Annotated in this window: 13 protein-coding genes and 1 pseudogene; 9 read left to right on the top strand and 5 right to left on the bottom strand. The window is 65.2% G+C overall.

The annotated features are described in order from the left end of the window. Nucleotides 1-103 precede the first annotated feature (103 nt). The 3 genes from IVA91_RS18005 to IVA91_RS17995 all read left to right on the top strand — a co-directional run bounded on the left by IVA91_RS18005 (nucleotide 104) and on the right by IVA91_RS17995 (nucleotide 3,594). The gene (locus IVA91_RS18005; RefSeq protein ID WP_247278390.1) at nucleotides 104-1,030 is read left to right on the top strand and encodes an SMP-30/gluconolactonase/LRE family protein; all 927 of its coding nucleotides are present in this window, start codon (nucleotides 104-106) and stop codon (nucleotides 1,028-1,030) included. Nucleotides 1,031-1,236: 206 nt separating this feature from the next. Beyond that, nucleotides 1,237-1,836, top strand: coding sequence for a GNAT family protein (locus tag IVA91_RS18000; RefSeq protein WP_247278391.1), 600 nt, complete (start codon nucleotides 1,237-1,239; stop codon nucleotides 1,834-1,836). 111 nt (nucleotides 1,837-1,947) lie between these two features. Continuing rightward, nucleotides 1,948-3,594, top strand: a complete 1,647-nt coding sequence (locus IVA91_RS17995; protein WP_247278392.1) for a GMC family oxidoreductase N-terminal domain-containing protein — start codon at nucleotides 1,948-1,950, stop codon at nucleotides 3,592-3,594. Nucleotides 3,595-4,740: 1,146 nt separating this feature from the next. Here IVA91_RS17995 and IVA91_RS17990 read toward each other — a convergent pair. Then, nucleotides 4,741-5,582, bottom strand: a pseudogene (locus tag IVA91_RS17990) (MoxR family ATPase). A 96-nt stretch (nucleotides 5,583-5,678) separates the two neighbouring features. Further along, nucleotides 5,679-5,924 (bottom strand): GlsB/YeaQ/YmgE family stress response membrane protein, encoded by a 246-nt coding sequence (locus IVA91_RS17985; RefSeq protein ID WP_247278394.1) that lies wholly within the window; start codon nucleotides 5,922-5,924, stop codon nucleotides 5,679-5,681. A gap of 113 nt (nucleotides 5,925-6,037) precedes the next feature. On the opposite strand from IVA91_RS17985, the gene IVA91_RS17980 reads away from it, so the two are divergent. From IVA91_RS17980 to sseA, 3 genes are all read left to right on the top strand, one after another. Further along, nucleotides 6,038-7,213 carry a VWA domain-containing protein gene (locus tag IVA91_RS17980; RefSeq protein ID WP_247278395.1) on the top strand — a complete coding sequence of 392 codons (1,176 nt, stop codon included), beginning with the start codon at nucleotides 6,038-6,040 and terminating at the stop codon, nucleotides 7,211-7,213. 132 nt (nucleotides 7,214-7,345) lie between these two features. Next, nucleotides 7,346-7,759 carry a rhodanese-like domain-containing protein gene (locus IVA91_RS17975; protein ID WP_247278396.1) on the top strand — a complete coding sequence of 138 codons (414 nt, stop codon included), beginning with the start codon at nucleotides 7,346-7,348 and terminating at the stop codon, nucleotides 7,757-7,759. 244 nt (nucleotides 7,760-8,003) lie between these two features. Further along, nucleotides 8,004-8,858 (top strand): 3-mercaptopyruvate sulfurtransferase, encoded by an 855-nt coding sequence (gene sseA / locus IVA91_RS17970; protein ID WP_247278397.1) that lies wholly within the window; start codon nucleotides 8,004-8,006, stop codon nucleotides 8,856-8,858. A 2-nt stretch (nucleotides 8,859-8,860) separates the two neighbouring features. Here the strand turns inward: sseA and IVA91_RS17965 are convergent, their stop codons facing one another. Beyond that, nucleotides 8,861-9,667 carry a hypothetical protein gene (locus IVA91_RS17965; RefSeq protein ID WP_247278398.1) on the bottom strand — a complete coding sequence of 269 codons (807 nt, stop codon included), beginning with the start codon at nucleotides 9,665-9,667 and terminating at the stop codon, nucleotides 8,861-8,863. A gap of 367 nt (nucleotides 9,668-10,034) precedes the next feature. On the opposite strand from IVA91_RS17965, the gene IVA91_RS17960 reads away from it, so the two are divergent. After that, nucleotides 10,035-11,228, top strand: coding sequence for a L,D-transpeptidase (locus IVA91_RS17960; protein WP_247278603.1), 1,194 nt, complete (start codon nucleotides 10,035-10,037; stop codon nucleotides 11,226-11,228). Between the two features lie 162 nt (nucleotides 11,229-11,390). Next, entirely contained in the window at nucleotides 11,391-12,359 is a 969-nt protein-coding gene (locus IVA91_RS17955; protein ID WP_247278399.1) for an NAD-dependent epimerase/dehydratase family protein, read from the top strand. A gap of 55 nt (nucleotides 12,360-12,414) precedes the next feature. Here IVA91_RS17955 and IVA91_RS17950 read toward each other — a convergent pair whose 3' ends face one another. After that, on the bottom strand, nucleotides 12,415-13,377 hold the full coding sequence (locus IVA91_RS17950; RefSeq protein ID WP_247278400.1) for a D-2-hydroxyacid dehydrogenase family protein: 963 nt from the start codon (nucleotides 13,375-13,377) through the stop codon (nucleotides 12,415-12,417). 131 nt (nucleotides 13,378-13,508) lie between these two features. Then, nucleotides 13,509-13,724 carry a hypothetical protein gene (locus tag IVA91_RS17945; protein WP_247278401.1) on the bottom strand — a complete coding sequence of 72 codons (216 nt, stop codon included), beginning with the start codon at nucleotides 13,722-13,724 and terminating at the stop codon, nucleotides 13,509-13,511. A gap of 233 nt (nucleotides 13,725-13,957) precedes the next feature. Between IVA91_RS17945 and ettA the strand changes: the two genes are divergently transcribed. Further along, the gene (ettA, locus tag IVA91_RS17940; RefSeq protein ID WP_247278402.1) at nucleotides 13,958-15,607 is read left to right on the top strand and encodes an energy-dependent translational throttle protein EttA; all 1,650 of its coding nucleotides are present in this window, start codon (nucleotides 13,958-13,960) and stop codon (nucleotides 15,605-15,607) included. Nucleotides 15,608-15,610: the final 3 nt, after the last annotated feature.

Below are 15,610 nucleotides of genomic sequence, written 5' to 3'. Positions count from 1 at the left end.
GCAAGCGCCGGTGACTTTGTCATAACCGCCGGCAAATCTTGCGTGTGGGGCCCGTGCCGGACATCCCGTGCAAGTCATAACAAGCAGCCGGGAGGGTCCCAACATGTCCAACGTCCGCGTTCTCGCCACCGACCTCGAATTTCCAGAAGGGCCGGTCGTGATGCCGGATGGTTCGGTCGTCCTGGTGGAGATCCGCGGCCAGCGCCTGACCCGCGTTCATGCCGATGGCCGCAAGGAGATCGTCGCGAAGGTGCCGGGCGGCCCGAATGGTGCTGCGCTGGGTCCCGACGGCAAGATCTACATCTGCAACAATGGCGGCTTCTCCTGGATCCCAACCCGCAACATGATCATGCCGGGCCCGCAGCCCGACGACTATCTCGGCGGCTCGATCCAGCGCGTCGATCTGCAATCCGGCAAGGTCGAGACCGTCGTGACCAAATGCGGCGAGCACGATCTGCGCGGGCCCAATGATCTGGTGTTCGACAAGCAGGGCGGCCTGTGGTTCTCCGACCTCGGCAAGCGCCGCGCGCGCGAAATGGATGTCGGCGGCATGTATTACCTCAAGCCCGGCATGAAGGAGATCGTGGAAGTCGTGCACGGCGTGTTGCCGGCGAACGGCATCGGGCTGTCGCCGGACGAGAACACCGTCTACATCGCGGAGACCCCGACGGGCCGGCTCTGGGCCTATGAGCTCTCGGCGCCGGGCACGCTCAAGCCGCGCGAGGTGATCTATCGCGGCGAACGGGGCAAGCCGATCTGCGGCCTCGGCGGCTACCAGATGTTCGACTCGCTCGCGGTGGAAGCCAATGGCAATATCTGCGTCGCCACCCTCGTCTCCGGCTGCATCTCGGTGATCGCGCCCGACGGCACCCTGGTCGAGCAGGTGCCGACCGGCGACCGCGTCACCACCAACATCGCCTTCGGCGGCCCCGAGCTGAAGACCGCCTACATCACCCTATCGGGCAAGGGCGAACTGATCGGCATGGACTGGCCGCGCGGCGGTTTGCCGCTCAATTTCCTAAACAAATGAACGGTGCTAGTTACCGTCATCGAGAGCGAGGCAAAGCACCTGCCTGACCCTCACCCTGAGGAGCGCGCCCTTAGCGCGCGTCTCGAAGGGCGAGGCCACCAGCCGCGCCTTCATCCTTCGAGACGCGCGTTCCGCGCTCCTCAGGATGAGGGGTTGGCAGTCCGGATTGCTTCGCTTCGCTGGCAATGACGTAAGGAGAGACTTCCATGCCCTGGCCCGACCCCATCACCCTGCGTGGACAGCACGCCCGTCTCGAGCCGCTGTCGCACCAGCATCTCGAGGGGCTGGCCGAGGCCGTCAAGGACGGCGAGCTGTCGAAGCTCTGGTACACCGCGATCCCGCTGCCGGAGAACATGGGCAAGGAGATCGACCGCCGCTTGGGGCTACAGGCCGCGGGCTCGATGCTGCCGTTCACGGTGTTCGACGCCGCCGGCAGGATCGTCGGGATGACGACCTACATGAACATCGACGCCGCCAACCGGCGCGTCGAGATCGGCTCGACCTGGTATGGCAAGAGCGCGCAGCGCGGCCCGCTCAACACGCAATGCAAGCTCCTGCTGCTGCGGCACGCCTTCGAAACCCTGAACTGCATCGCCGTCGAGTTCCGCACGCATTTCTTCAACCACCAGAGCCGCCGCGCCATCGAGCGCCTGGGGGCCAAGCAGGACGGCATCCTGCGCAGCCATCAGGTCGCGCCGAACGGCAGCTTGCGCGACACCGTGGTCTACAGCATCACCGCGGCCGAATGGCCGACCGTACAGGCGCATCTCGAATTTCAACTCAACGACAAGCCGCGCCAGTTATGATGTACACTGGATTTGCGGTGCGCTCGATCAACTCTCCCCTCCGGGGAGAGGTGATCGCGAGCGCCGCTGCACGTCACTCAACTTCACGACACCCTAGGCGGCTGAGGCACCATGGACAGATTTGATTATGTAATCGTCGGCGCGGGTTCCGCCGGTTGCGTGCTCACCAGCCGGTTGAGCGAGGATCCCAACACAAGCGTCTGCGTGCTGGAGGCAGGTCCGTCCGACTGGCATCCCTACATCCATTTGCCGGCGGGCTTCATCAAGACCTTCCACATGAAGAGCATCAACTGGGCCTACCAGCAGGAGCCGGGGCCTTGGACCGGCGGGCGCAGCATCTACGCGCCGCGCGGCAAGACGCTCGGCGGCTCGTCCTCGATCAACGGCCACATCTACAATCGCGGCCAGCGCATGGATTTCGACACCTGGGCGCAGATGGGCAATCGCGGCTGGGGCTATGCCGACGTGCTGCCTTATTTCCGGCGGCTGGAGAAGCGGATCGGCGAGGGCGAGGACACCTATCGCGGCCGCGACGGCAACCTCATCGTCACGACCATGAACTGGCGCGATCCGCTCTGCGAGGCCTTCATGGAAGGCGCGGTCTCGCTCGGTATCCCCCGCAACCCCGATTACAACGGCAAGACTCAGGAAGGCGTCTCCTACTGCCAGCGCACCATCAACAACGGCCTGCGCGTCTCCGGCGCCACCGCATTCCTCAAGCCCGCGATGAAGCGCCCCAACGTGCATGTGCACACCCATGCGCACGCGACCGAGATCATCTTCGAGGGCAAGCGCGCCGTCGGCGTGCGCTACATGAAGGGCGGCCGTGGCGGCACGCCTGTCGAGGTGCGCGCCAACAAGGAAGTGATCCTCTCGGGCGGCGCCTATAATTCGCCGCAGCTGCTGCAGCTCTCCGGCATCGGCTCGCCCGATCTGTTGCAGGCCCACGGCATCAAAGTGCGCCACGCGCTCCCCGTCGGCGAGGGCCTCCAGGACCATTACGCCCCGCGCACGGTCGCGCGCGTCAAGGACATCAAGACCATCAACGAGCTTCGCCGCGGTTGGCGGCTCTGGGTCGAAGCAGCGAAATGGGCGACGGCACGCCGCGGCCTGCTCTCGCTGTCGCCGACCATGGTCTATTGCTTCTGGCATTCCGGAGAGACCGCAGAGAGCTCCGATCTCCAGCTTACCTTCACGCCGGCCTCCTACAAAGAAGGCGTGCAGGGCCAGCTCGAGGACGAGCCCGGCATGACGGTCGCCTCCTGGCAGCAGCGCCCGGAAAGCCGCGGCTATGTGCGCATCCGCTCCAGCGATCCGTTCGCGCCGCCGATCATCCAGACCAATTATCTTGACGCCGAGCTCGACCGCCGCGTCATCGTCGCCGGCATGAAGCTCGCACGCAGACTTCTCAAGTCCGCACCGCTGTCGCCTTATTACGCCTACGAAGATTTCCCCGGCCCCAACGTCAACACCGATGAGGAATTTTTGCACGCCGCCACCCAGCGCGGCACCACCACCTTCCACCCCGGCTGCACTTGCCGCATGGGTCCGGCGGATTCCACCTGGGCGGTCGTCGATGACCAGCTCCGCGTCCACGGCCTCGAAGGCCTGCGCGTCATCGATGCCTCGGTCATGCCGCGCATGATCTCGGCGAACCTCAACGCCTCCACCATGATGATCGCCGACCGCGCCTCGGACCTGATCCGCGGCAAGCAGCCGATGGAAGCCGCGCGGATACCGGAGGCGGCGGTGGCGTAGGAAGGTCCCGAGCCCCGACGCAGCGCTCTCTAGGCGATGCGAAGCATCGTGCGGGAGCGGTGCGCTGCAGAGCCCGGGGGCCCATCTCACCACCGATCTCAACGCGGCTCCTGGGTCCTGTCTCTGCGCAGCAGCGTTGCACGCTGCAGCGCGTCCGGGACACGTGTGCGTTGCAACTCGATACGTCGGGCAAAACACCCGGGCGCTGTCAATCCCTTCCCGCGAAAATATTCCACTTTACCGAAATTCGGAATTGCGGCATAGATCGAGACAGCCCGGCCCGATGATGAGGGGCGTCTCGCCTGTCGTTCGAAACGCGGGCCGGGTTGCGGTGGACGCGGCAGCGTCGGCACGCGAGATCAAGGGCAGGGCGGATTGCTCTCCGTGAGCCCGAGGCCGCGTGCGGACGAGCGGCGCTGTCAGGTTCGTCTCGCCAGCATTCTTCCGGCAACGTCGACAACGCCGGAGGATAATGCGGCGAAAAACGGGTCGTGCGTACGGCAAAACCGTGTGGTCCTGGCCGTCGTTGCTACGGTCAAGCCCTGGCGAATGCGGCATGCGCGTCAACCGGCCGGTGTCGGCGACTTTCGCTGGGGTGAGGGAGGCCAGAAGGAATTCGGCTCCCGGGAGAGCACGGCATAAGCCGTCCAACCACTGCGCAGGGAAGGCCGTGTGTTGGGCTTCACCTGTATGCCGCTGTGCAGTTTTTCTGCGCGTGCCTTCGCACGGCGGACCGTGGGTGCCAGGTCAGCACCCGGCCTTCCCTGCGCCCTCGGCCGTTTTGAGGGTGGAGCGACGAAGCAAAGCTCGGGCGAAATGCGCCGCGAGGATGCGGACGTGTGTCTGCAACGCAAATGCGAATTGGAGAACGACGCCGATGCCCCTTGCTCCGTCATTGCGAGCGCAGCGAAGCAATCCAGACTGCCTCAACGGAAAGATTCTGGATTGCTTCGCTGCGCTCGCAATGACGATGGGGAGGCAGTGGTGCGTCATGCCGTACTCTCGTGCCCCGGACGAAGCTAGCGCTTCTTCAGCGATGCGCTGCAGAGCCGGTGCCCATGTCTCCGAGCAATCCGGATCGCCTTCTGGGTCCCGGCTCTGCGCAGCAACGATTGCGCGTTGCGGCGCGTCCGGGACACGAGACCTCTACACTTCCCGCCGGCTCAGGAACGCCAGCCGCTCGAACAGGTGCACGTCCTGCTCGTTCTTGAGCAGCGCGCCGTGCAGCGGCGGGATCAGTTTGCGCGGGTCGCGCTCGCGCAGCTGCTCGGCGCTCATGTCCTCGTTGAGCAAGAGCTTGAGCCAGTCGAGCAGTTCGGACGTCGATGGCTTCTTCTTCAAGCCGGGCACCTCGCGCACCTCGAAGAAGATGCGCAGCGCCTCTTCGACCAGGCGTTTCTTGATGCCGGGGAAGTGGACGTCGACGATGCGGCCCATCGTGTCGGCGTCGGGGATTTGATGTAGTGGAAGAAGCAGCGGCGCAGGAAGGCGTCGGGCAGCTCCTTCTCGTTGTTGGAGGTGATCATCATGATCGGGCGCTGCTTGGCCTTGATGGTCTCGCCGGTCTCGTAGACATGGAATTCCATGCGGTCGAGCTCGAGCAGCAGGTCGTTGGGGAATTCGATATCGGCCTTGTCGATCTCGTCGATCAGCAGCACCGGGCGCTGCTCGCTCGTGAAGGCCTCCCACAGCTTGCCGCGCTTGATGTAGTTCCTGATGTCGGACACCCTGGTATCGCCGAGCTGGCTGTCGCGCAGGCGCGACACCGCGTCGTATTCGTAGAGGCCCTGCTGCGCCTTGGTGGTGGACTTGATGTGCCAGGTCAGCAGCGGCGCGTTCAGCGCCTTCGCCACTTCCTCCGCCAGCACCGTCTTGCCCGTGCCGGGCTCGCCCTTGATGAGCAGCGGGCGCTCCAGCACGATCGAGGCATTGACGGCGACCTTGAGGTCGTCGGTCGCAACATAGTCCTTGGTGCCGGTAAATTTCATTGCGTGTCCTTAGGTAGCTGTCAGCGAGGGGCGTCGGCCCCGGCCGCGACAAACGAACGGCCGCACATAGCGGCCGTTCCTGGTTCGGTCAGGCTTTCAGACCCGTTTTATCAGCGAAAGGATGACGAGCACAATCACCGCCCCGATCGTCGCGTCCACGATAGCGCCGACCGTGCCGGTGGCGAGCGCAATATGCAGCTGCGGCAGCACCCAGCTCGCGACCAGCGCGCCGATGATGCCCACGACCATGTTGCCGATCAACCCAAATCCCGCCCCGTGGACAATCTTGCCCGCCAGCCAGCCTGCGATCGCGCCGATGATGAGCGCGGCGACAATTCCCATTGCAAACGTCCCCCTATGGCCGCCAATTCTAGAGCAAAAAGCCACCCGGTCCAGCGCCCCGCGGCGTTCTTCGCCCTCTTGACGTTCGGCACCCGACGGGCAATCTGTCACCCATGTTCCTGCAATTCTTCACCTCTCTGCGCGACGCGCAGGTCCCTGTGACGCTGCGCGAATACCTCACGTTGATCGAGGCGCTCGACGCTGACCTCGCGGACTACACGGTCGAGAACTTCTACTATCTGTCGCGCGCCTCGCTGGTGAAGGACGAGCGCAATCTCGACAAGTTCGACCGCGTCTTCGGCACCGTGTTCAAGGGGCTGGAAAACCTGCTCGACGCCATGGAGAAGGCGGAGATCCCCGAGGAGTGGCTGAAGAAGCTCGCCGAGAAGTATCTCACCGAGGAAGAGAAGAAGCAGATCGAGGCCATGGGCTGGGACAAGCTCATGGAGACGCTGAAGAAGCGCCTCGAGGAGCAGAAGGGACGGCACCAGGGCGGCAGCAAGTGGATCGGCACCGCAGGCACTTCGCCGTTCGGCGCCCACGGCTACAATCCCGAAGGCGTGCGCATCGGCCAGGAGAAGAACCGCAACAACCGTGCCGTGAAGGTGTGGGACAGGCGCGAGTTCAAGGATCTCGACGGCAATGTCGAGCTCGGCATTCGCAATATCAAGGTGGCGCTGCGCCGCCTGCGCAAATTCGCGCGTACCGGCGCGCCGGACGAGCTCGATCTCGACACCACGATCCGCGAGACCGCCAATCACGGCTATCTCGACGTCCACATGCGGCCCGAGCGGCGCAATGCGGTGAAGCTTTTAGTGTTCTTCGACATCGGCGGCTCGATGGATGCGCATATCGAGCAGGTCGAGGAGCTGTTCTCGGCGGCGAAGAGCGAGTTCAAGCACATGGAATATTTCTATTTCCACAACTGCCTCTACGAAGGCGTGTGGAAGCAGAACAAGCGCCGCTTCACCGACCGCACCCCGACCTGGGACGTGCTGCACAAATATCCTCACGACTACAAGGTCGTGTTCGTCGGCGACGCCTCGATGTCGCCTTACGAGATCATGGTGCCGGGCGGCTCGGTCGAGCACGTCAACGAGGAGCCCGGCTCGGTCTGGCTCGACCGCATCATCCGCACCTATCCGCATGCGGTGTGGCTCAACCCGGTGCAGCAGAAGCATTGGGACTATTCAGAATCGACCACCATCATCAAACGCATCTTTGCCAATCGCATGTATCCGATCACGATCGAGGGGCTGGAAGGTGCGATGAAGGAATTGACGCACTGATGCGATCCACCGTCATTCCGGACGGCCGCAGCGCGGCCGATCCGGAATCTCGAGATGGCGTGTGACGATCGAGATTCCGGGTTCGATGCTGCGCATCGCCCCGGAATGACGGAAGAGAAGAAGGGAACAAACATGCCCCAGACCATCACCCGCGGCATCAAGGCGCTGATCGACGAGGCCAATGCCGAGATCGAAACGCTCTCCGCCAAGGACGCCATCGAGATCTCCAAGAACGGCGATGTCGTCATCGTCGACATCCGCGATCCCCGCGAGATCGAGCGCGACGGCCGCATTCCCGGCGCGTTCGCCTGCACCCGCGGCATGCTCGAGTTCTGGATCGATCCGCAGAGCCCGTACGCAAAACCGATCTTCCAGGAGGACAAGAAGTTCGTCTTCCATTGCGCCGGCGGCTTGCGCTCCGCGCTCGCCGCCAAGACGGCGCAGGACATGGGCCTCAAGCCCGTCGCCCACATCGCCGGCGGCTACGCCGCCTGGCGCGATGCCGGTGGGCCGACCGAGCAATGGGTGCCGAAGAAGAAGGGATGAGGGCCTCGTCATTCCCCGCGCAGGCGGGGATTCCAGTACGCTGCGGCCTATCGGTTGAATCACACCCGTCTCGGAGTACTGGATCGCCCGGCCCCGGCTCCGCCAAGGCTACGCCGAGGCCCATAGGAGTGCTCGACCCGCCGAAGCCTTGGCGAAGGCGGCAAGCCGGGCGATGACAGCGGAGACGCTGCATCGTCCTCGCTCGCGCGACGCGCGCCCGAATGACCACAAGGAAGGACCTCGCATGACCGCCACCGACCCCCTCGTCTCCACCGAATGGCTCGCCGCCCACATCGACGATACCAACGTCAAGGTCCTCGACGCCAGCTTCAAGCTGCCCGGCGTGCTGCCGCTGCCGAAGGACGACTATCTCGCCGCGCATCTGCCGGGCGCTGTGTTCTTCGACGTCGATGCGGTGTCGGATCATTCGAACCCGTTGCCGCACATGTTTCCGAGCGCCGAGCAGTTCGGCCGCGACGTCGGCAATCTCGGCATCTCCAATGCCGATACGGTGGTGATCTACGATGCCGGCGGCTGGGTCGCGGCGCCGCGCGCGTGGTGGATGTTCCTGTCTTACGGCCACAGCAATGTGCGCATCCTCAATGGCGGCCTGAAGAAGTGGCGCGCTGAGGGCCGTCCGGTCGAGAGCAGCGAGGTGAAGCCGAAGCCGGCGACATTCAAGGCGAGCTATGATGCAAAGCGCGTGCGCAGCATGCAGCAGCTGATCGCCAATGTCGAAAGCCGGGCCGAGCAGGTGATCGACGCGCGCGCCGCCGACCGCTTCGAGGGCCGCGCGCCGGAGCCGCGGCCGGGCATCCGCTCCGGCCACATTCCCGGCGCCCGCAACGTGCCCTATAATCTGTTGTTCGATGCGGAAACAGGCACCATGAAGCCGCTTGACGAGCTCCGCGCCGCCTTCACCGCCGCCGGCGTCAAGTTGGATGCGCCGATCGTGACGAGCTGCGGCTCCGGCGTCTCGGCAGGCGTGCTGACGCTCGCGCTCTATCGCTTGGGAATCACCGACACCGCGCTCTATGACGGCTCGTGGTCGGAATGGGGCCAGGCCGGCGGCCCGCCGATCGCGACCGGGCCGGCGTGACCTTACTGGCGGGTGCGTGTGACCGTTGTTGCGAGCGTCTGCCGCTGTCCGAACGGATCGAGCTGTTGCTGCAACTGCTGAGGCGGCGGGCGCCGCACCACGCGGTGCCGCTTCGTGACCTTCGCCTTGCGCTTGGTCGCCTTGCTGTCGGAGGCGCTGCTCCCCGTCTTGTTGCCCTCGGCCTTGGGCTTCGCCGGGGCATCCTTCATCGCCGTCGTCGCCGGGGCGTCTACCGCGGCCCTCTTGGTCGCGGCGACAGCGAGCGCCGAGGAGGTCAGGGCAACACTGGAATCAAAGGCAACACTGGAATCAGCCGGCGGCTCGCTGACTGTTACGGCAGCGGCCGGCTGCGTCTCGGGGACCGATGCCGTGGTGTCGGCAGGGGTGAGCGTGTCGGTGGGAGCCGGCGCTGCGGCGTCCGGCGTGGTCTCGGCCGTGAGGGGTTCGGCGGTCGGAGCCTGGGCCTGGGGCGCGGCTTCAGTGACCTCCGGCTGAACGTCGGTCTCGCTCGTTGCTGCGACCAGCGGCTCGGGCTCACTCACCGGCAGCCCGATCGTCGGCACCTGGTCGCGCACCGAGGGTGCGGGATCGGCGGTGATCTCCGGCTCCGCCTGTAAGACCGCGAGCACGGGCTGAGCCGGCTCTGGCGCCTGCGCAAACACCTTCTCCTGCGGGCCGTTTCGCCAGGAGGGGCTGCTGACATACTGCTCATGGCTCGCCCGCAGCAGCGCGGCGGCCCCTAGGCCGAACACCAGGATGGAGGTTGACAGCAGGATCGCGGCAAACAGGAAGCGAAAGCCGGGAAGCATCGAGGGGTTGCGAATTTCCGCCCCGGCGACCAAATGGCCAGGGCCCAAGAGCCATCTGAACGCGGTGACGGTACTGAGTGCCGCGTTCGCCACGCCGGGATCGGAGCTCAAAAGGTGACGAATCAGGCTGATTCGACCATATCGCAACGCTCGGCATCGCTTCGTTAAATTCGAGGCCGAACACCGCGGCAATTGACGGCGCGATGCGATTTCCGCCCCCGTGATGCAACGGGGCAACGGTAGTCTTGCGGATCACAAATCGGCAAATCCGGCGCAAATGAGCCTGATACGTCTTGAATGTGCCGCTATCTTCCGTCATCTGGCCGTTAACGGTCCGATCGGGCTTGGGGACTATACAAGAGCGATGATGATCAAACACTTTCTGACGATATGCGCTGCCGCGACAGTCGCTGCGGCGGGAACCTCGCTCGCTCAAGCTCAGAGCTATCCGGTCCAGCAGGCGCCGGGCTATGGCCCTCCGGCTGAATATCGTCCGGGCGATCGCACGCCGAACTTCGACGCCCTGGACGAAGACGACGACGCGATGCCGCAGGCCTCGCTGCCGCCGCCCGGACCGGCGGACGATCCGCGCTACGGCCGTCCGGCCGGCGCGCCGCCGGTTTATTCGGCCGCCCCGCAGGGCCCGGTGATGTCGCCGGATGATCCGCGTTACGGCCGCCCGGCCGGCGCTCCGCCGGTCTACTCGGCAGCGCCGCCCCAAGGCCCCGTGATGTCGCCCGACGATCCCCGTTACGGCCGGCCCGCCGGTCCGCCGCCGGTGATCTATGCCAATCGTCCGGGCCAGGCACCGGCCAATGACGGCCTGCGTCCGCCGGAGGCCGTTGGTGGTCCCGCCGCGACCGGTACGGTCCAGGCCGGCCAGCCGCCCGTCGGCGCCGATGGCCGGCCGATGACGATCGCGTCGCTACCGCCCGAGGAGCAGCCGGATGCTGCTCCCGCGCAGCTGCCTCAGAACCTGCGCCGCCAGGAAGTCGCGTTCCAGACCAAGGAGCCGGCCGGCACGCTCGTGGTCGATACGCCACACACCTACCTCTATTACGTGCTCGGCAACGGCCGCGCGATCCGCTACGGCGTCCGCGTCGGCCGCGACGGCTTCACCTGGACCGGCGTGCAGAAGATCACCCGCAAGGCCGAGTGGCCGGATTGGCATCCGCCGACCGAAATGATCGAGCGCCAGCCCTATCTGCCGCGCTTCATGGCCGGTGGCCCCGGCAATCCGCTCGGCGCCCGCGCGATGTATCTCGGCTCGACCGTCTACCGCATCCACGGCACCAACCAGCCCTCGACGATCGGCAAGTTCGTCTCCTCCGGCTGCATTGGCATGCTGAACGAGGACGTCTCCGACCTGTTCGACCGCGTCAAGGTCGGCACCCGCGTGGTGGTGCTGCCGGGCGGCCCGCCGCCGGGAACGGCGACCGCATCCGCTGCGCCGACGCCGGGTGCTGCCGGTCCGGCTCCGATGGCCGCCCAGGCCGGTCCCGTCCCGGGCACGCAGCCGACGGTGGTGCCGCCGTTGCCTGCGCCGGTCACCGTGCGCTAGGCCGATCGCTCAAACATCGATCGAGAAACGGCGCGTGCGCTTCGGCCACGCGCCGTAATCATTTGACGCATCCTTTCCGCCGCGTCCGCACGTTCGCTCGCTTGAATCCGGGCCGGGGTCAACTACGTCCCGGCTGGTTGCCACGAATGCGAGAAACACAAGATGCGAATCTTTGTTGCGGGCGCCACCGGTGCCGTCGGTCGCAAGCTCGTCCCCCTCCTTGTCGCCACCGGTCATTCGGTCATCGCCTCAACCCGGAGCGCCGCGAAGTCCGGCCTTCTCGAGGAGCTTGGTGCCGAATCCGTCGTTGCTGATGGTCTCGATGCGGGGAGCATGCGCGCGGCCGTAAAGGCGGCACGGCCGGACGTGGTCATCCATGAGATGACCGATCTCGCCGCAGCTACCGACCTGCGGCATTTCGATCGCGCGTTCGCGAGAACCAACGAGTTGCGCACTCGCGGAACGGACATTCTGCTCGCGGCCGCGCGCGAGGCCGGCGCCAAGCGCTTCATTGCCCAGAGCTTCTGCGGTTGGACCTTCAGCCCCGACGGGGGAGCGATCAAGACAGAAGCGGATCAGCTTGACCCCAATCCGCCGCAGGAACTTCGCCGCACCCTGGAAGCTATCCAGTACCTGGAGCGCGCGGTGCTGGCATCGACTGCGCCCGAAGGGATCGTGCTGCGCTATGGATTCTTCTATGGCCCGGACACCGGCACGCTGTCGCCGCAGATGAGAGAGCAGCTTCGTCGCCGGCGCGTGCCGGTGATCGGCGATGGCGGTGGCTACTGGTCATTCATTCACACCGAAGATGCCGCCTCTGCGACGGTCGCCGCCATCGAGCGCGGACGCGCGGGCGAGATCTACAACATCGTCGACGACCGTCCGGCCCTGGTCAGGGACTGGCTGCCGGCGCTCGCCGAATTGCTCGGTGCCAAGCCGCCGCTTCACGTGCCCGCATGGCTCGGGCGGCTGCTTGCGGGCGAGCATATGACGGCGATGATGACCGAGGTGCGCGGCGCCTCCAACGCCAAGGCCAAGCGCGAACTGGCTTGGCTGCCGGCACACCCGTCCTGGCGTGATGGCTTTGCCGACGCCGCAAGCTCTTCCGCCGGCCAGCGCTCGGCGGCCTGAGATCATGCTCAACAACGCTTGCAGCGAGCGATGATCATCCCGATTTCATGGCGTTTCAGGCCAGCTTGCGCGGCAGCTTGCCGCCCCTGGTGAAGGCGTCGATCGCCTCGACCATCTGGCCGTAATGGATGCGCAGGCCGTCCGCAGTGGCGTAGCCGAGATGCGGCGTCAACACGAGGTTGTCGAGCTTGCGGAAGGGATGATCGACCGGCAGCGGCTCGACCGAGAACACATCCAAGCCGGCGCCTGCGATCTTCCTCTGCTGCAAGGCCTCGAGCAGCGCCTGCTCGTCCACGATCGGCCCGCGCGCGGTGTTGACGAGGAAGGCGGTCGGCTTCATCCGCGCGAGATCGGCGCGGCCGACCAGCCCGCGCGAGCGCTCGCTCAGCACCACATGGATGGTGACGATGTCGGCTTTCGCGAACAGCTCATCCTTGCTGGCGTAGCCGACGCCGGCCTCCTTGCACTTCTCCGGCGTCAGGTTCGGGCTCCAGGCGATCACGTTCATGCCGAACGCCTTGGCGATCCCTGCCATCTTGCTGCCGAGCTTGCCGAGCCCGACGATGCCGAGCGTCAGTCCCTCGATCTCGATGCCGGCAAAGGTCTGCCAGGGCTCGCCGGCATGCATGCGCGCATTCTCGCGGCCGATGCCGCGGGTCAGTTCCAGGATCAGGCCCATGGCGAGCGGGGCGGTCGGATCGCGCGAATATTGCGTGCCGCCGATGGCGACGCCACGCACCTTCGCGGCCTCCATGTCGATGGCGGCGTTGCGCATGCCGGAGGTCAAGAGCAGCTTCAGCTTCGGCAGCTTGTCGAGCAGGCTCTTCGGAAATGCCGTGCGCTCGCGCATGGCGCAGATGATCTCGAAGTCGGCCAGCGCGCTCGCCGCGGCCTGCTCGGACGCAAATGGGTGGCTGAACACGGTGACATCGACGCGGTCGGAGAGCTTTGGCCAGTCGGCGACGTCGAGGGCGAGGTTGAAATAATCGTCGAGAATTGCACAGCGCAGCCGCGTCATCAGCATTTCATCCATGGCGAGAGGTGACGGCGCGAGCGAGGGGGCGCCCTCGTCGGAGCCGGGCCATGGTTGCGCGCAATCATGCCTGCGCGCAAGCAGCTGACGTCTTCAAAAAATCGTTGGGGGCAGGCTCAGAGGTCGCGGGGCTTCAGGCGGAACGGCGCATCCATGCCGTGCTTGGCGCGCCAGGCCGGGCCAGGGCCGCGCATATAGTGCAATTCGGGCCGGTACGGGTTGAAGGCGGTGGCGAAAAAGCGCTTCCAGAAGCTCTGGATCTCCGAAACGAATCCGGAGACCTGCCCGGCGTCTGCCGGACCAGGGAGAGAGTTGGTCTCGATCATGGCCATGACGCTGTCTCGCTGTGCTCGCCGTTCATTCTGAGCGGGTGGCGCTGTTTCCGCGCGACACCGAGCTTTGGCCTGATTTATTAAAAGATGGTTTCAATTGTCCGGATCGGTGGCCGGATGGTGTCCGTTCCGTATTCAACCGTGGTGAACGGACGGAAAACATTGCCCTTTGGGGGCGGGATCGCTACATCGGCGGCAGCAAATTTCCTCAAATCGAAGGTTTCACGGGACCGATGGCGCGCCAGTTCATCTATTTCATGCAGGGCCTGACCAAGAGCTACCCGACCCGGAAGGTGCTCGATAACGTTCATCTGAGCTTCTACCCGGACGCCAAGATCGGCGTGCTCGGCGTCAACGGCTCGGGCAAGTCGACCCTGCTCAAGATCATGGCCGGCCTCGACAAGGAATACACCGGTGAGGCCTGGGTCGCCGAAGGCGCCCGCGTCGGCTATCTCGAGCAGGAGCCGCAGCTCGATCCCAAGCTTTCTGTGCGCGAGAACGTCATGCAGGGCGTCGCCAAGCAGAAGGCGATTCTCGACCGCTACAACGAACTCGCGGTCAATTATTCGGACGAGACCGCGGACGAGATGACCAAGCTCCAGGACGAGATCGAGGTCCAGGGCCTCTGGGACCTCGACAGCAAGGTCGACCAGGCCATGGACGCGCTGCGCTGCCCGCCCGACGATGCCGATGTGACGAAACTCTCCGGCGGTGAGCGCCGCCGCGTCGCGCTATGCAAGCTGCTGCTCGACCAGCCCGAGCTGTTGCTGCTGGACGAACCGACCAACCATCTCGATGCCGAGTCCGTGTCGTGGCTCGAAGGGCATTTGCGCAATTATCCCGGCGCGATCCTGATCGTCACCCACGACCGCTATTTCCTCGACAACGTGACGGGTTGGATCCTCGAGCTCGACCGCGGCCGCGGCATTCCCTATGAGGGCAATTACTCGTCGTGGCTGGTGCAGAAGCAGAAGCGCCTCGAGCAGGAAGGCCGCGAGGACGCCGCGCATCAGAAGACGCTCGCCCGCGAGCAGGAATGGGTCGCCTCCTCGCCGAAGGCGCGCCAGGCCAAGTCCAAGGCGCGCTACCAGCGCTATGAGGAGTTGCTCAAGAAGGCGAGCGAGAAGCAGACCCAGACCGCACAGATCATCATCCCGGTCGCCGAGCGGCTCGGCGCCAACGTGGTCGATTTCGAGGGGCTCAGCAAAGGCTTCGGCGATCGTCTCCTGATCGACGACCTCACGTTCAAGCTGCCGCCAGGTGGTATCGTCGGCGTCATCGGTCCCAACGGCGCCGGCAAAACCACTTTGTTCAGGATGATCACGGGCCAGGAGAAGCCGGACTCCGGCACGATCACGGTCGGCGAGACCGTGCATCTTGGCTATGTCGATCAGTCGCGCGATGCGCTCGACGGCAAGAAGACCGTGTGGGAGGAGATCTCCGGCGGCAACGAATTGATCCTGCTCGGCAAGAAGGAAGTGAACTCGCGCGGCTATTGCTCGGCGTTCAACTTCAAGGGTGCCGACCAGCAGAAGAAGGTCGGCGCACTCTCCGGCGGAGAGCGCAACCGCGTGCACCTCGCCAAGATGCTCAAGTCCGGCGCCAACGTGCTGCTGCTCGACGAACCGACCAACGACCTCGACGTCGATACGCTACGCGCGCTCGAAGAGGCGCTGGAGGATTTCGCCGGCTGCGCTGTCATCATCAGCCACGATCGCTGGTTCCTCGACCGCATCGCGACGCACATCCTCGCGTTCGAGGGCGACAGCCATGTCGAATGGTTCGAGGGCAACTTCCAGGATTACGAGAAGGACAAGATGCGCCGACTCGGCCAGGACAGCATCATTCCGCACCGCGTGAAGTACAAGAAGCTGACGCGGTGATTC

It is taken from the genome of Bradyrhizobium sp. 153, assembly GCF_023073835.1.
Taxonomy (GTDB): Bacteria; Pseudomonadota; Alphaproteobacteria; order Rhizobiales; family Xanthobacteraceae; genus Bradyrhizobium.
The sequence above is the reverse complement of the archived record's forward strand: the minus strand, read 5'-3'. Positions and strand labels throughout refer to the sequence as shown.

What these genes read in the sequence shown, in the direction of transcription:
- IVA91_RS18005 (WP_247278390.1), top strand. Translation starts at nt 104, where the DNA reads ATGTCCAACGTCCGCGTTCTCGCCACCGACCTCGAATTTCCAGAAGGG.
- IVA91_RS18000 (WP_247278391.1), top strand. Translation starts at nt 1,237, where the DNA reads ATGCCCTGGCCCGACCCCATCACCCTGCGTGGACAGCACGCCCGTCTC.
- IVA91_RS17995 (WP_247278392.1), top strand. Translation starts at nt 1,948, where the DNA reads ATGGACAGATTTGATTATGTAATCGTCGGCGCGGGTTCCGCCGGTTGC.
- IVA91_RS17985 (WP_247278394.1), bottom strand. Translation starts at nt 5,924, where the DNA reads ATGGGAATTGTCGCCGCGCTCATCATCGGCGCGATCGCAGGCTGGCTG.
- IVA91_RS17980 (WP_247278395.1), top strand. Translation starts at nt 6,038, where the DNA reads ATGTTCCTGCAATTCTTCACCTCTCTGCGCGACGCGCAGGTCCCTGTG.
- IVA91_RS17975 (WP_247278396.1), top strand. Translation starts at nt 7,346, where the DNA reads ATGCCCCAGACCATCACCCGCGGCATCAAGGCGCTGATCGACGAGGCC.
- sseA (WP_247278397.1), top strand. Translation starts at nt 8,004, where the DNA reads ATGACCGCCACCGACCCCCTCGTCTCCACCGAATGGCTCGCCGCCCAC.
- IVA91_RS17965 (WP_247278398.1), bottom strand. Translation starts at nt 9,667, where the DNA reads ATGCTTCCCGGCTTTCGCTTCCTGTTTGCCGCGATCCTGCTGTCAACC.
- IVA91_RS17960 (WP_247278603.1), top strand. Translation starts at nt 10,035, where the DNA reads ATGATCAAACACTTTCTGACGATATGCGCTGCCGCGACAGTCGCTGCG.
- IVA91_RS17955 (WP_247278399.1), top strand. Translation starts at nt 11,391, where the DNA reads ATGCGAATCTTTGTTGCGGGCGCCACCGGTGCCGTCGGTCGCAAGCTC.
- IVA91_RS17950 (WP_247278400.1), bottom strand. Translation starts at nt 13,377, where the DNA reads ATGACGCGGCTGCGCTGTGCAATTCTCGACGATTATTTCAACCTCGCC.
- IVA91_RS17945 (WP_247278401.1), bottom strand. Translation starts at nt 13,724, where the DNA reads ATGGCCATGATCGAGACCAACTCTCTCCCTGGTCCGGCAGACGCCGGG.
- ettA (WP_247278402.1), top strand. Translation starts at nt 13,958, where the DNA reads ATGGCGCGCCAGTTCATCTATTTCATGCAGGGCCTGACCAAGAGCTAC.